The 13,197-nt window shown below is 74.6% G+C and carries 16 protein-coding genes; 12 read left to right on the plus strand and 4 right to left on the minus strand.

Features of this window, described 5'->3' with window-relative positions:
- The first annotated feature begins 12 nt into the window (after positions 1-12).
- From IEY71_RS15880 to IEY71_RS15935, 12 genes are all read left to right on the plus strand, one after another.
- On the plus strand, positions 13-795 hold the full coding sequence (locus IEY71_RS15880) for an SDR family oxidoreductase (RefSeq protein WP_189086346.1): 783 nt from the start codon (positions 13-15) through the stop codon (positions 793-795).
- A complete protein-coding gene (locus tag IEY71_RS15885) occupies positions 792-1,577 on the plus strand; it encodes a potassium channel family protein (RefSeq protein WP_189086347.1) in 786 nt (261 codons plus the stop codon). The genes IEY71_RS15880 and IEY71_RS15885 overlap by 4 nt, the downstream gene beginning before the upstream one ends.
- Positions 1,558-2,073 carry a phosphoribosyltransferase gene (locus tag IEY71_RS15890; protein WP_189086348.1) on the plus strand — a complete coding sequence of 172 codons (516 nt, stop codon included), beginning with the start codon at positions 1,558-1,560 and terminating at the stop codon, positions 2,071-2,073. Before IEY71_RS15885 ends, IEY71_RS15890 begins: the two co-directional genes overlap by 20 nt.
- Positions 2,070-2,786, plus strand: coding sequence for a Type 1 glutamine amidotransferase-like domain-containing protein (locus IEY71_RS15895; RefSeq protein WP_189086349.1), 717 nt, complete (start codon positions 2,070-2,072; stop codon positions 2,784-2,786). The genes IEY71_RS15890 and IEY71_RS15895 overlap by 4 nt, the downstream gene beginning before the upstream one ends.
- On the plus strand, positions 2,786-3,484 hold the full coding sequence (locus IEY71_RS15900) for a uracil-DNA glycosylase (protein ID WP_189086350.1): 699 nt from the start codon (positions 2,786-2,788) through the stop codon (positions 3,482-3,484). The genes IEY71_RS15895 and IEY71_RS15900 overlap by 1 nt, the downstream gene beginning before the upstream one ends.
- An 88-nt stretch (positions 3,485-3,572) precedes the next feature.
- Positions 3,573-4,151 carry a GNAT family N-acetyltransferase gene (locus tag IEY71_RS15905; RefSeq protein WP_189086351.1) on the plus strand — a complete coding sequence of 193 codons (579 nt, stop codon included), beginning with the start codon at positions 3,573-3,575 and terminating at the stop codon, positions 4,149-4,151.
- Between the two features lie 34 nt (positions 4,152-4,185).
- Positions 4,186-5,619 (plus strand): amidase, encoded by a 1,434-nt coding sequence (locus IEY71_RS15910; RefSeq protein ID WP_189086352.1) that lies wholly within the window; start codon positions 4,186-4,188, stop codon positions 5,617-5,619.
- Positions 5,620-5,687: 68 nt separating this feature from the next.
- Positions 5,688-6,647, plus strand: coding sequence for a siderophore-interacting protein (locus IEY71_RS15915; protein ID WP_189086353.1), 960 nt, complete (start codon positions 5,688-5,690; stop codon positions 6,645-6,647).
- Positions 6,647-7,705 carry a FecCD family ABC transporter permease gene (locus tag IEY71_RS15920; protein WP_189086354.1) on the plus strand — a complete coding sequence of 353 codons (1,059 nt, stop codon included), beginning with the start codon at positions 6,647-6,649 and terminating at the stop codon, positions 7,703-7,705. The genes IEY71_RS15915 and IEY71_RS15920 overlap by 1 nt, the downstream gene beginning before the upstream one ends.
- Positions 7,702-8,766, plus strand: a complete 1,065-nt coding sequence (locus IEY71_RS15925; protein ID WP_229781800.1) for a FecCD family ABC transporter permease — start codon at positions 7,702-7,704, stop codon at positions 8,764-8,766. Before IEY71_RS15920 ends, IEY71_RS15925 begins: the two co-directional genes overlap by 4 nt.
- Positions 8,763-9,692, plus strand: a complete 930-nt coding sequence (locus IEY71_RS15930; protein ID WP_189086355.1) for an ABC transporter ATP-binding protein — start codon at positions 8,763-8,765, stop codon at positions 9,690-9,692. Before IEY71_RS15925 ends, IEY71_RS15930 begins: the two co-directional genes overlap by 4 nt.
- A gap of 44 nt (positions 9,693-9,736) precedes the next feature.
- The gene (locus tag IEY71_RS15935) at positions 9,737-10,768 is read left to right on the plus strand and encodes an iron-siderophore ABC transporter substrate-binding protein (protein ID WP_189086356.1); all 1,032 of its coding nucleotides are present in this window, start codon (positions 9,737-9,739) and stop codon (positions 10,766-10,768) included.
- Positions 10,769-10,891: 123 nt separating this feature from the next.
- Here the strand turns inward: IEY71_RS15935 and IEY71_RS15940 are convergent, their stop codons facing one another.
- From IEY71_RS15940 to IEY71_RS18440, 4 genes are all read right to left on the minus strand, one after another.
- Positions 10,892-11,308, minus strand: a complete 417-nt coding sequence (locus IEY71_RS15940) for a Fe-S oxidoreductase (RefSeq protein ID WP_189086357.1) — start codon at positions 11,306-11,308, stop codon at positions 10,892-10,894.
- Positions 11,305-12,156, minus strand: coding sequence for an arginase family protein (locus IEY71_RS15945; RefSeq protein WP_189086358.1), 852 nt, complete (start codon positions 12,154-12,156; stop codon positions 11,305-11,307). Before IEY71_RS15945 ends, IEY71_RS15940 begins: the two co-directional genes overlap by 4 nt.
- 91 nt (positions 12,157-12,247) lie before the next feature.
- On the minus strand, positions 12,248-12,982 hold the full coding sequence (locus IEY71_RS15950) for a PspA/IM30 family protein (protein ID WP_189086359.1): 735 nt from the start codon (positions 12,980-12,982) through the stop codon (positions 12,248-12,250).
- A 23-nt stretch (positions 12,983-13,005) separates the two neighbouring features.
- A partial coding sequence (locus tag IEY71_RS18440; protein WP_229781801.1) for a hypothetical protein occupies positions 13,006-13,197 on the minus strand: 192 nt, incomplete at its 5' end.

Consider the following 13,197-nt stretch of genomic DNA (forward strand, 5'->3'; position numbering starts at 1 on the left):
CAGAATAGGCGCATGAACGGCAGGCGGGCAGTGGTCACCGGGGCGAGTTCGGGCATCGGCGAGGCCACGGTGCGGGCGCTCCGCGCCGGGGGCTGGGAGGTCGTCGCGGTCGCGCGGCGGGAGGACCGGCTGCGCGCGCTCGCCGAGGAGACGGGGGCCGCGTTCGCGGTCTGCGACGTGACGCGGCAGGACGATGTCGACGCGCTCGCCGCCGAGCTCGCCCGGGGCGGGCCCGTGCACGGGCTCGTGAACAATGCGGGCGGGGCGAAGGGCGTCGCCTCCGTCGAGGCATCCGATCCCGAGGACTGGCGCTGGATGTTCGAGGTGAACGTGCTCGGGCTGCAGCGCGTCACCGCGGCGCTCCTGCCCCTGCTGCGCCAGGGGGCGGCGGAGCGCGGGGTCGCCGATCTCGTCAACGTCACCTCGGTCGCCGGCCACGTGCCGTACGCGGGCGGCGGCGGGTACAACGCCGCGAAGTCGGCCGCCCACGCCGTGACCGCGGTGCTCCGGCTGGAGTTGAACGGCGAACCGATCCGCGTCGTCGAGGTCGCCCCCGGCATGGTGCGCACCGAGGAATTCTCGCTCGTGCGGTACGGCGGCGACCGGGAGAAGGCGGATGCCGTCTACGCCGGGGTGGCGGAGCCGCTCGCCGCGGAGGACGTCGCCGCGGTCATCGCCGACGCGATGGGCAAGCCGCGGCACGTCGACCTCGACCTCATCGTCGTGAAGCCGGTGGCGCAGGCCGCCCCGCACCTGCTGGCGCGGGGCCCGCTCGAGGTGCGGACCGGGCGATGAGCGGGACGGGCGGCGGCGAGCGCGACCAGGAGACCGCCCGCCGCCGCGCCTGGGAGGACCGCACGACCGGGCCGCTCGTGGTGCTCGGCGTCGGCTTCCTCGTCGCCTACGCGACGCTCGTGCTCGCGGAGGCGCTGCCGGCCTGGCTCGTGCTGACGCTGCAGCTGCTGCTCATCCTCTCCTGGGCGACCTTCGTCGTCGACGTCGTCGTGCGCTGGGCGCTCACCCCGCGGGGGCACCGCACGGCCTTCCTCGTGCACCACCCGCTCGACGTGCTCTCGGCGGTGCTGCCCGTGTTCCGGGCGCTGCGGGTGGTGAGCCTCGTGCACCGGGTGCGCTACTTCCGGGGCCACGGCGGTGACGCGTTCCGGGCGCGGATCGTCTCCTCGATGCTCGTCTACGCCGTCGTCTTCATCATCTTCATCGCGCTCGCCACGCTGAACGCCGAGCGCGACGACCCGCGCGCGACGATTCAGAGCTTCGGCGACGCGATCTGGTGGGCCTGCGTCACCATCGCGACCGTCGGCTACGGGGACATGTACCCGGTGACCGTGCCCGGTCGCATCTTCGCCGTCATGCTGATGATCGGCGGGATCGCGATCGTCGGCACCGCCTCGGCCACGATCGTGTCGCTCTTCACCGAGCGCCTCGGGCAGCTCCGCGAGCGGCCGCGCGAGGAGCGCGAGTCGCACGAGCGGCGACCGCCTCGCCAAGGGCGGCCCGCGGATGCCGGGGCGGCCCCCGACGCCGTACCCTTGCAGGATGACCTTCGACGCGAATGACGCGGCCATCGGCGAACCCGGTGTGCGTCGCGAGATCCTCGGCTGGGACCAGTTCGGTGAAGCGGCGAGGACCCTCGCCGCGGACGTGCTCGGCTCAGGGTTCCGCCCCGACGTCGTCATCGCGATCGCGCGCGGCGGGCTGCTGCTGGCCGGCGCGATCTCGTACGCACTCGGCACCAAGCAGTGCGGCTCCATCAACGTGGAGTTCTACACCGACATCGAGCAGGTGCTTCCCGAGCCGATCGTGCACCCGCCGATGCTCGACGCCCCGGCGCTCGCCGGCCTGAAGGTGCTGCTCGTCGACGACGTCTCCGACTCGGGCCGCACGCTCGCGAAGGTGCTCGAACTGCTCACCGACGTCGGCTCGGAGGTGCGCACCGCGACGCTCTACACGAAGTCGCGCACGGTGCTCGTGCCGGACTACAGCTACCGGGCGACCGACGACTGGATCGTCTTCCCCTGGTCGGCGCAGCCGCCGGTGCAGGTCACCGCGTGAGCGTCCACCTGCTGGGCGGCGGCGCGCTCGAGCCGGCGGACGCCCCGCTGTACGCCCCGTTCCTCGCCGAGGCGTCGGCGCGCGCCCGCGCCGCCGGCCGCACCGCGCCCCGCGTCGCGATCGTGTCGATCCACCCGGGCGGTCCGGAGCGCGCCGAGGTGCTGCGCCGGGTGCTCGCCGCGGCGGGCGAGGTCGAGGCGCACGTGACGAGCTCGCCCGGCGGCGAGCCGCTCGCGCTCACCGCGATCGCGGACGTCGACGGCATCCTCGTCGGCGGCGGCATCGTGGAGCAGGTGCGCGCCGCGCTCGAGCCGCTGTTCGGCGAGCTGCGGCGCCAGGTCGCGGGCGGCGTGCCTTACCTCGGCGTCTCCGCCGGCGCGATGATCGCCGCCGAGAGCGCGCTCGGCGGCGGGTCCCGCATCGACGGCGTGCTCGTCTCGCCCGAGGACCCGGCCGAGCCGGGCCCCGAGTTCGAGGTCGACGCCGGCATCGGCCTCGTCGACGTCGCGATCGACGCGCACGTCGCGCAGCGCGGCACCCTGTCCCGGCTCGTGGCCGCGGTGGAGTCCGGACTCATCTACGGCGCCCTCGGCATCGACGAGCGCACGGTGCTCATCGTCGGCGAGGGCGGGCTGCGCGTCGAGGGCGACGGCAGCGTGTGGCGCGTGCTGCCCGGCGACGGCGGCGTCCTCGTCTCGACGATCGGCGCCTGATGCCCCCCGCGAAGACCCTGCCGGAGCTCGCCGAGGCCGGGCTCATCGACCCGGGCTGGGCGGCCGCCCTCGAGCCGGTCGCCCCGCGCATCGCCGAGCTCGGCGACTTCCTGCGCGCCGAGCAGGCCGCCGGTCGCGGCTACCTGCCGGCGGGCGACCGCGTGCTGCGCGCCTTCTCCCAGCCGATCGGCGACGTCCGGGTGCTCATCGTCGGGCAGGACCCGTATCCGACGCCGGGGCATCCGATCGGGCTGAGCTTCGCCGTCGAGGCGCACGTGCGACCGGTGCCGCGGAGCCTCGGCAACATCTACAAGGAGCTCCGCGACGATCTCGGCGTCGAGCCGCCCGCGCACGGCGACCTCGGCGCCTGGAGCCGCAACGGCGTCATGCTGCTGAACCGGGTGCTGACCGTGCGCCCGGGAACCCCGGCCTCGCACCGCGGCAAGGGCTGGGAGGCGGTCACCGACCACGCCATCCGCACCCTCGTGGCCCGCGGCACGCCGCTCGTCGCGATCCTCTGGGGCCGCGACGCGCAATCCCTGAAGCCGCTGCTCGGCGACACCCCGACCATCGAGTCGGTGCACCCCAGCCCGCTCTCCGCCTCGCGCGGCTTCTTCGGCTCGAAGCCGTTCAGCCGGGCGAACGCGCTGCTCGAGGCTCAGGGCGGCGCCCCCGTCGACTGGTCGCTGCCCGACTGAGCCGCGCCGCCGCCTCGGCCGCCTCGGCCGCCTCAGGCGACTCCGCCGCGAAACGCGCCCGCAACACCGAGCGCGTAGGCTGACCGCCATGCTCGAGGAGGAATACCAGCAGCGGCGCGTCCCGCCGCCCCACCTGCGTCCGGCGCAGCCCGCCGAGCCGCCGTTCGAGTACGTCATCCGGCCGGCGACCCCGGCCGACCTGCCGAGCGTGCGCGAGATCTACAACTACTACGTCGCGAACTCGACCGTGACGTTCGACGAGGACGCGATGAGCCTGCGCGAGTGGCGGCAGAAGTACGCGATGCTCGACAAGCTCGGCCTGCCGTTCCTCGTCGCCGAGTCGCCGTCCGGTCAACTGCTCGGCTACGCGCTCGCCGCGCCCTGGCGGCAGCGGCGCGCGTACCGCTACACGGTCGAGAACTCGATCTACCTCGGCCCCGCGGCATCCGGCAAGGGCCTCGGGCGGGCGCTGCTCACGGCCCTCATCGACGCCGCGACGGCGGCGGGGCTGCGCGAGATGATCGCGGTCATCGCCGATCAGGGCGCCGAGGCCTCGCTCGCGCTGCACGAGAAGTTCGGCTTCGTCGAGATCGGCCGGATGGGCCGGGTCGGCTTCAAGTTCGACCGCTGGCTCGGCACCGTGCTGCTGCAGAAGAACCTGCGCTGAGCGCGGGCACCGCCGACGGTCGTAGGCTCGACGGATGAGCGACCCGGTGGAACTGCACGACGCGACGGCCCTCGAACTGCACCAGCTGCTGCAGCGCGGCGAGGTCTCGCCGAGCGAGCTCGCCGCGCACTTCCTCGCCCGCATCGAGCGGCTGGGCCCCGAGCTCGGCGCCTTCGCCCAGGTGGACGCGGATGGCGCGCTCGAACGTGCGCGCCGCGTCGAGCGGGAGGTGCCGAAGACCGCGCCGCTGTGGGGCATGCCGCTCGCCGACAAGGACCTGCAGCTGCGCGCGGGGATGCCGGCGCGCTTCGGCTCCCGCGCCTTCGCCGACTTCGTGCCGCTGGAGTCCGACGCGCTCGTGCGCGACGTCGACCGGGCGGGCGCCGTGAGCCTCGGCAAGACGGCGACGCCCGAGTTCGGGCTGCCGTCGTACACGGAGGGGCTCGCCTTCCCGCCCGCGCGCACGCCCTGGGATCTCTCGCGCGGTGCCGGCGGCTCGAGCGGCGGCGCCGCGGCGGCGGTCGCGGCGGGGCTCCTGCCGTTCGCCCCGGGCTCGGACGGCGGCGGCTCGATCCGCATCCCCGCCGCCTCCTGCGGGCTGGTGGGGCTGAAGCCCTCGCGCGGGCGGGTCCCGGGCGGCTCGGGGATCGGCAGCCTGGCCGGACTCGGCGTGGCCGGCCCGATCGCGCGCACCGTCGCGGACGCCGCGCTGCTGCTCGACGGGCTGGTGGCCCCGGCCGGCTACCCGGCGGAGCATCCCTTCGCCCTCCGCGCGCCCGGCTCCGACGGGCCCTTCCTCGGGGCGGCCATCCGCGGCGAGGGGCGCTATCAGCTCGGCGTGATGACCGAGACGCCGTGGGACGACTTCACCGACATCGTCGTCGAGCCGGAGGCGCACGCAGCCCTCGAGCGCGGCATCGAGCTCGCCGACCGGCTCGGCCACGGCGTCGAGGCCGTGCCGCCGGCGCCGGAGCCCGGCTACGCCGACGCCTTCCGCGCCGTCTGGCAGGCGGGCGCGGGCGGCATCCCCGTGCGGGGCGAGGGGGAGGAGCTGCTCGAGCCGCTGACCCGCTGGCTGCTCCGCCGCGGCCGCGCCCTGCCCGCGACCGAGCTCGTCGCGGCGCTGTCGTGGCTCTCGGACTACGAGCAGCGCGTCATCCGTCGTCTCGCGAGCTACGACGCGGTGCTCACCCCCGCGCTCGCGATGACCCCGCGGCCCGTCGGCTGGTACGACGCGGAGGACGGCGAGCGCAACTTCGCCCAGCAGGTCGCGTTCACGCCGTTCACCTCCTTCGTGAACGTCACGGGGCTGCCCGCGATCACCGTGCCGGTGACGTTCACCGAAGCGGGGCTGCCGATGGGGGTCCAGCTGATCGGCCGGCCGGGCGGCGAGGCGGTGCTGCTGTCGATCGCGGCGCAGTTCGAGCGCCGTGCCGGCGTCGTGGGACGGCGCCCGCCGGTCTGGTGAGCGGGTCGCGGCACCCGGATCCCGACACATCGCTTCACGCCGGCGTCGTCGTGTGTCAGACTTAGGTAATGCTTACCTCAGTGGCAGAGCCGATCATCCGGCCGCGACCGGCGTACCGCAGCTTCCGTGCCGCCGTCGCGCGCGCCGAGCGCCTCTCGCCCCACTTCGTCCGGGTGACCTTCGCGGGCGAGGAGCTCGCCGACTTCGGCACCGCGGGCCTCGATCAGCGGGTGAAGCTCGTGTTCCCGATCGAGGGCCGCGGCTTCGCCGACTTCCCCGAGGGGGAGGACTGGTACCGCGCCTGGCGTGAGCTGCCCGCCGAGCGGCGCAACGTGTTCCGCACCTACACCGTGCGCGCCGTGCGCCCGCACCTCCGCGAGGTCGACGTCGACTTCGCCCTGCACGGCGACCTCGGACCGGCCTCGGCCTGGGCCGCCCGCGCGACCGCCGGCGACGAGCTCATCATCATCGGGCCCGACGAGCGCAGCCCCGACCGCGCCGTGGGCATCGACTTCCGACCGGGCATCGTCGACACCGTGCTGCTCGCCGGCGATGAGACCGCGGCGCCCGCGATCTGCGCGATCCTCGAACAGCTGCCCGCGGACGCCTCGGGCGCCGCCCTCATCGAGGTGCCGAGCGCCGAGGACGTGCTCCCGGTCGCCGCACCCGCTGCGGTCGAGGTGCGCTGGCTCGCCCGCTCGGCGGCCGACGCGGTGCACGGCGAGCGCCTGGTGCCGGCGGTGCGCGACTGGGTCGCGCGGGCCACCACGCCGAGCGACGCGGCCCCCGCGACGGATGCCTCGGCCGCCGCCGCGCTCGCCGCAGCGGAGCGGGCCGACGGCGACGACGTGCCGCTCTGGGACGTGCCGGAGGGGCGGAGCCTCGACGGCGCCTGCTACGCGTGGCTCGCGGGCGAGGCATCCGTCATCACGGCCCTGCGCCGCTTCCTCGTGCGCGACGCCGGCCTCGACCGACGCCAGGTCGCGTTCATGGGCTACTGGCGGCGCGGTCGCGCCGAGCTGGAGTGATGCGCGCCGTCGGCGCCGTCACCACGGACCAGCCCTCGCCCGCCGCGCCCGCCGCGCGCCGGGCGAGCCGCTCGCGGCCCGGCCGGGTCGCGCTCGTCTTCGCCGTCGCGGCCGTCGTGCTCGTGCTGATGGTGCTCGCGAGCCTCGCCTTCGGCGTGCGGGCGATGGACCCCGCACAGGTCTGGCGGGCGATCTTCTCGCCCGACACGGCAGACCCCGATCAGTTCGTCGTGCTCCAGCTGCGCGTGCCGCGCACGGTCATCGGGCTCGCGGCGGGCGTCGCGCTCGGCCTCGCCGGCACGGTGATCCAGGGCGTCACCCGCAACCCGATCGCCGACCCGGGCCTCCTCGGCATCAACGCCGGGGCCTCGCTGGCGGTCGTGCTGGGCATCTCCTTCGTCGGGATCGTCGACCCGCTCGGCTACATCTGGCTCGCCTTCGCCGGGGCCGGGCTCGCGGCCGTCGCGGTGTTCTCGATCGGCCGCGGCGAGCCCGTGCGGCTCGCCCTCGTCGGCGCCGCGGTCACGGCGTTCATCACCCCGCTCATCGCGCTCGTGCTGCTGCAGGACACCGAGGCGTTCAACCAGTACCGCTTCTGGGCGGTGGGCTCGCTGACGGGGCGCGAGCTCGGGACCGTGGGCGTGCTCTGGCCGTTCCTGCTCGTCGGCGCCGTGCTCGCGTTCTTCCTCGCGCACCGGCTCAACCTCCTCGCCCTCGGCGAGGACGTCGCGAGCGCCCTGGGCCAGCGCGTCGGCGTGACCCGCGGGCTCGCGGGCGTCGCGATCGTGCTGCTCTGCGGCACCGCGACGGCCCTCGCCGGCCCGATCGCGCTCGTCGGGCTCGTCGTGCCGCACGCCGCGCGCCGGCTGATCGGCAGCGACTACCGCCTCGTCATGCCGCTCGCCCTGCTGCTGGGGCCGATCATGCTGCTCGCCGCCGACGTGCTCGGCCGGCTCGTCGTGCCGAACTCCGAGCTCGAGGCCGGCGTCGTCGCCGCCTTCCTCGGCGCCCCCGTGCTCATCGCGGTCGCGCGCAGCCGGAAGGTGGCCGGCCTGTGACCGCCGTCGGAGTGCGGCCCGGCCGCGCGGACGCGTCGACCGGCGTCGAGCTGCTGCACGAGGTGCGCCGTCGCCGTCGCCGTCGCGGCCTCGCGGTCGTGCTCGTCGTCGCGGCGCTCGGGCTCGTCGTCGCGCTCGTCGCCGCCTCCCTCGGCGCGGCCGCCGTCTCGCCGGACCGGGTGCTCGCGGTGCTGCTCGGGCAGGGCGAGAAGGTCGAGCGCTTCGTCGTGCTCGAACTCCGCCTGCCGCGGATCGTGGCGGCCCTCGTCGTGGGCTGGGCGTTCGGACTCGCCGGCTCGGTGTTCCAGGCGGTGCTGCGCAATCCGCTCGCGAGCCCCGACATCCTCGGCATCTCCTCCGGGGCGAGCCTCGGCGCCGTCTGGGCGATGCTCGGGCTCGGTCTCGCGGGGATCTGGGTCACGGGCTTCGCCTTCGCGGGCGGCCTCCTCGTCGCCGTGATCATCTGGGCCGTCGCCTGGCGACAGGGGCTGCACGGCATCCGCTTCGTGCTCGTCGGCGTCGGCCTCGCCTACGTCTGCGGCTCGACGGTCAGCTGGCTGCTCGCCCGCGGCGACGTCCGGCAGGCGCAGCAGGCCCTGCACTGGACGGTCGGCAGCGTCGCGGACGTCCGCGGCGACGACCTCGCCGGCCTCCTCCTCGGCGTCGCCGCGATGTCGCTCGTCGTCGCGCTCGCCTCGCGCCTGCTCACCGTGCTCGCGCTCGGCGACGACCACGCCGCGTCGCTCGGCGCCCGGGCGCACGGGGGCCGCGTGGTGCTGCTCGCCGCGGCCGTCGGGCTCGTCGCCGTCGCCGCGGCGATCTCGGGGCCCATCGCCTTCGTCGCCCTCATCGCGCCCGCCATCGCTCGCCGGCTCGTCGGCAGCGGCGGTGCGGCGCTCCTCGCCTCGGCCGTCGTCGGCGGCGTGCTGACGCTGTCCGCCGACGTCGTCGGCCAGTTCGCGATCCCGGGGCTGATGGCCCCGGTCGGCATCGTCACCGGCCTGATCGGCGCCCCCTATCTGCTCTGGCTGCTCGCCCGCACCGAGAGGACCCGCGCATGACCCCCCGCGCCCGCACCGTCGATCCGGCGACCCGTTCCGAGGCCGTCTCGCTCGAGGCATCCGCCGCTCCCGGGCCGTCCGCCGACCACCCCGTCGGCCTCGCCGCCGAGGGTGTGAGCCTCGGGTACGACGGCCGGCGCATCATCGACGACCTCTCGCTGCGCCTGCCCGCGGGCCGGATCACTGCGATCGTCGGCCCGAACGCCTGCGGCAAGTCGACCCTGCTGCGCGGGCTCGCCCGACTGCACCCGCTCGAGGGCGGCCGGGTCACGCTCGACGGCCAGGACGTCGGACGGATGCCCCGCCGCGAGCTCGCCCGACGGCTCGGCGTGCTGCCGCAGTCGTCGGTCGCGCCCGACGGCGTCCGGGTCGCCGACCTCGTGGGACGCGGTCGCTACCCGCACCAGGGCTGGTTCGGCCGGCACTCGAGCGGCGACGACCGCGCCGTCGCCGAGGCGCTCGAGGCGACCGGGATGGCCGAACTCGCCGATCGACCGATCGACGAGCTCTCCGGCGGGCAGCGGCAACGGGTCTGGATCGCGATGGTGCTCGCGCAGCAGCCCGAGGTGATGCTGCTCGACGAGCCAACCACCTATCTCGATCTGGCCCATCAGCTCGAGCTCCTCGACCTCCTCACCGCGCTGAACCGCGAGCGCGGCACGACGATCGTGATGGTGCTGCACGAGCTGAACCTCGCCGCGCGCTACGCCGACCACCTCGTCGTGATGTCGGGCGGCCGGGTGGTCGCGGAGGGGGAGCCCGCCCGCGTGCTCGACCGCGACACGGTGCACGGCGCCTTCGGGCTCTCGGCCGAGGTGATCGACGACCCGGTCTCCGGCGGCCCGCTCATCGTGCCGATCGGACGATTCCACTCGGCGCCGCCCGTCACCGGGCGAAACGCGGGTTCCGAATCCGTCGCGAGTTAGCTTAGGCTGTCCTTATCATCCCCCGATCGACTCGAGGAGTCCCCGTGCGTCTTCGCCGTTCCCTGATCGCCGTGGCCGGTGCCGCCGTCGCCGCGATCGCCCTGTCCGCCTGCGCCGGAGGCAGCACCGAACCCGCCGCGAGCGACGCGGCCGTCACCGGCGAGGGCTTCCCGATCACCATGGAGCACGCGCTCGGCGAGACCGTGATCGAGCAGGCCCCCGAGCGGGTCGCCACCTGGGGCTGGGGCTCGACCGAGGCCGCCATCGCCCTGGGCGTCTACCCCGTCGCGATCGGCGAGCAGATCTGGACCGTCGGCGCCGGCAACTACCTGCCCTGGGTCGAGGCCGCCTACGAGGACGCCGGCGTCGAGCTGCCGGCCCTGCTGAGCGACCCCGAGGGCGGCGCGACCGTGCCCTACGAGGAGTTCATCGAGGCCGACCCGGACCTGATCCTGGCGCCCTACTCCGGCCTCACGCAGGAGCAGTACGACACCCTCTCCGAGATCGCCCCCGTCGTCGCCTACCCCGAGGCGCCGTGGACCACCCCGTGGGACGAGGAGATCCGCATCACCGCGGAGGCCCTCGGCCTCGCCGAGCAGGGCGACGAACTGCTCGCCTCGATCTCCGAGCAGCTCGCCGAGACCGCCGCGGCGCACCCCGAGTTCGCGGGCAAGACCTTCGCCGGCATCTGGGACGGCGACGGCTTCGTCTCCGTCTACACCGCGGCCGACTCGCGCATCGAGGTGCTCACCGAGCTCGGCCTCGAGGTCGCGCCGAGCGTGTCGAAGCTCGACACGAGCGACGGCGGCTTCTACTACGAGCTGAGCTACGAGCAGCTCGACCAGCTCGACGCCGACTTCATCGTGAGCTACCACTCCTCGAAGGAGGAGGCCGACGCCTTCCTCACCAAGCCCGAGGTGCAGGCCATCCCCGCCGTCGCCGCGGGCAAGGTCGCCCAGGTGTACGACCCCGTCACCGTCTCCTCGGTGTCGCCGCCGACGGCGCTCAGCTTCGACTGGGAGGGCGGCCTGCCCGCGCTCGTCGACGCGATCGCCGCGGCGCTCGCGCAGAAGTAGTCGGCGCGGTCTCCCGCCGGCCCCCTGAGCTCGTCGAAGGGGAGCTCGCCGAAGGGAGCTCGCCGTCCTTGGCCCCCTGAGCTCGTCGAAGGGGAGCTCGTCGAAGGCGAGCGTCGACGCGGCTCAGGGGCGGCGGCGGGGGAGGTAGCCGCCGTCCTCGAGGCCGGCCTCGATCTCGAAGCGGTTCTTCAGCGGATCGCGGCCGGCGATGAAGTACAGCAGCGGGAAGAGCATCCCGTACTTCCGCCACTGCTGCCGGTGCACGGCCTCGTGCACGAGCACGCGCGGCCCGACGTTGCGGTCGGTGAGGTAGCAGCCGCCGACGCAGGAGCCGCCGCGGCCGAAGGCCCACTTCGGCATCCCCTGGAAGATCCAGAGCCCGTCGCGCCGCTCGACGCGCCCGGTGCTCCACAGCGAGCCCCAGACGAAGCCGACGGCGGTGGCCCACCAGTAGCCGGCGCGGCTCACGGGCGAGTCGGTGAGGCGCAGCACGACGCGACGCGGCTCCCGGTCGGGGAGGCCGCGGACGCCGCCCGTCACGCCTCGCCCCGCTCGGCCGAGGTGAGCGCGGCGACGAGGCGGAGGATGGTCGGCAGGTCGTCCTCCGCGGCGAGCGGCGACCCCGGCGCGAAGCCCGCGATCGCGGCGCCCGCGATCGGGAAGCGCGCGACGACGGCGCGGAGGGTGGCGGCGAGCGTCGCGGCGTCGACGCCGAACGGCAGCGGGTAGGAGAGCCCGGCGAGCGCGGAGGGGTCGAGCACGTCGAGGTCGACGTGCACGAACACGCGGCTCGCGCCCGTCGCCTCGAGCGCGCCGACCACGACGGTCGGGTCGGAGAGGTCTTCGACGGTGAGCGTCTGCACGCCGTGCTCGTCGATGTAGCGGCGTTCCTCGTCGTCGAAGGCGCGCGCGCCGCCGAGCACGATGCGCTCGGGCGGGACGCGCTGCGACTCGTCGAGCGTCAGCCCCTCGGCCCCCTCCCCGGCGATGGCGCGCAGCGTCATGCCGCCGAAGCCGCCGGACGGCGAGGTGTCCGGCGTGTTGAGGTCGGGGTGGGCGTCGAGCCACAGCACGGCGAGCTCGCCCTCGCCGCGCGCCGAGGCGTGGCCGACCGCGGCGAGCGAGGCCCCGCAGTCTCCGCCGATCGTGAGCGCCCAGTCGGGCACCTGCTCGAGCACCGCCGCAGCGGCTTCGCGCACGCGACGGATCGTGCTGTACCGCTGGATGCCGGTGCCGAGCGCCTCGCCGGCCTCGACGGGCACCTCGACGGTGAGCGTCGCGGCGGACGGCAGATCGCCGCGGATCGCCTCGGCTCCGTCGACGTGGCTCATCGCGCGAGCGGAGACGGAACCCTGCCAGAGGGGGACGACGACGAAGGTGGCCGGCATGGTCTCCAGTATCGCCCCTCCACGGGCGATCGGGGGAGAACGGCGGATGCCCCGGGCGTCCGCCCGGGGCATCCGACTGGGGTGCGCGCGCTCAGCCGCCGATCGCGCCCTGGCTGCCGCCCGCCTTGAGCGCGGCGAGCCGCGCGTCGACCTCGGTGAGCTCGCCGAGGTCGTCGAGCTCGTTGAACTGGGCGTCGAGGCTCGACGCGGCGATCTCGGCCTGACCGCGGACGAGCGCCTCCTCGCGGCGGATCTTCTGCTCGAAGCGGCCGAGGTCGCTCGTCGGGTCGAGGATGTCGATCGACTTGACGGCGTCCTGCACCTGGCGCTGCGCCTGGGCGGTCTTCGCCCGGGCGACGAGCTCGTTGCGCTTGTTCTGCAGCTCGACGAGCTTCTGCTTCATGCCGTTCAGGCCGGCCTTCAGCTTGTCGACGACCTCGGTCTGCGCGGCGATCTGCGGCTCGGCGGCCTTCGCCTCGTTCTCGGAGGAGATCTGCCGGCTGAGGGCGACCTTCGCGAGGTTGTCGAACTTGTCGGCCCCGGCGGCGTCGCCGGCGGCGCGCAGCTCGTCGGCCTTGCGGCTCGCGGCGAGGGCCTTGTCGCCCCACTCCTTGGCCGCGTCGACGTCCTCGCGGTGGTCGTCCTCGAGCAGGCGCAGGTTGCCGATGGTCTCCGCGATGGCGGCCTCGGCGTCGGCGATGGAGTTCGTGTAGTCGCGCACCATCTGATCGAGCATCTTCTGCGGGTCTTCGGCCTCGTCGAGGAGCGCGTTGATGTTCGCGCGGACGAGCTGCGAGATGCGACCGAAGATGGACTGTTTGACCATGGCGGTTCCTTTCCTGTGGCGGGTCAGCGGATGCCGTCGGCATCCCTCGGGTCGTCGAGCCGGCCGGTGCCGGTGAGTCTGGGGCGGGCGGTGCGGATCAGAATCGGCCTCCGCTCCCGCGGCGGGATCGCGTGCCTGAGCCGCCGAAGCTGCCGGCGGAGCGGCGCCCGGAGCTGCCGCCGCCGCCGAATCCGCCGGAGCCGCCGGAGGAGCCG

Source organism: Agromyces mediolanus (genome assembly GCF_014648575.1).
Taxonomy (GTDB): domain Bacteria; phylum Actinomycetota; class Actinomycetes; order Actinomycetales; family Microbacteriaceae; genus Agromyces; species Agromyces mediolanus.

What these genes read in the sequence shown, in the direction of transcription:
- IEY71_RS15880 (WP_189086346.1), top strand. Translation starts at nt 13, where the DNA reads ATGAACGGCAGGCGGGCAGTGGTCACCGGGGCGAGTTCGGGCATCGGC.
- IEY71_RS15885 (WP_189086347.1), top strand. Translation starts at nt 792, where the DNA reads ATGAGCGGGACGGGCGGCGGCGAGCGCGACCAGGAGACCGCCCGCCGC.
- IEY71_RS15890 (WP_189086348.1), top strand. Translation starts at nt 1,558, where the DNA reads ATGACCTTCGACGCGAATGACGCGGCCATCGGCGAACCCGGTGTGCGT.
- IEY71_RS15900 (WP_189086350.1), top strand. Translation starts at nt 2,786, where the DNA reads ATGCCCCCCGCGAAGACCCTGCCGGAGCTCGCCGAGGCCGGGCTCATC.
- IEY71_RS15905 (WP_189086351.1), top strand. Translation starts at nt 3,573, where the DNA reads ATGCTCGAGGAGGAATACCAGCAGCGGCGCGTCCCGCCGCCCCACCTG.
- IEY71_RS15910 (WP_189086352.1), top strand. Translation starts at nt 4,186, where the DNA reads ATGAGCGACCCGGTGGAACTGCACGACGCGACGGCCCTCGAACTGCAC.
- IEY71_RS15915 (WP_189086353.1), top strand. Translation starts at nt 5,688, where the DNA reads ATGCTTACCTCAGTGGCAGAGCCGATCATCCGGCCGCGACCGGCGTAC.
- IEY71_RS15920 (WP_189086354.1), top strand. Translation starts at nt 6,647, where the DNA reads ATGCGCGCCGTCGGCGCCGTCACCACGGACCAGCCCTCGCCCGCCGCG.
- IEY71_RS15930 (WP_189086355.1), top strand. Translation starts at nt 8,763, where the DNA reads ATGACCCCCCGCGCCCGCACCGTCGATCCGGCGACCCGTTCCGAGGCC.
- IEY71_RS15945 (WP_189086358.1), bottom strand. Translation starts at nt 12,156, where the DNA reads ATGCCGGCCACCTTCGTCGTCGTCCCCCTCTGGCAGGGTTCCGTCTCC.
- IEY71_RS15950 (WP_189086359.1), bottom strand. Translation starts at nt 12,982, where the DNA reads ATGGTCAAACAGTCCATCTTCGGTCGCATCTCGCAGCTCGTCCGCGCG.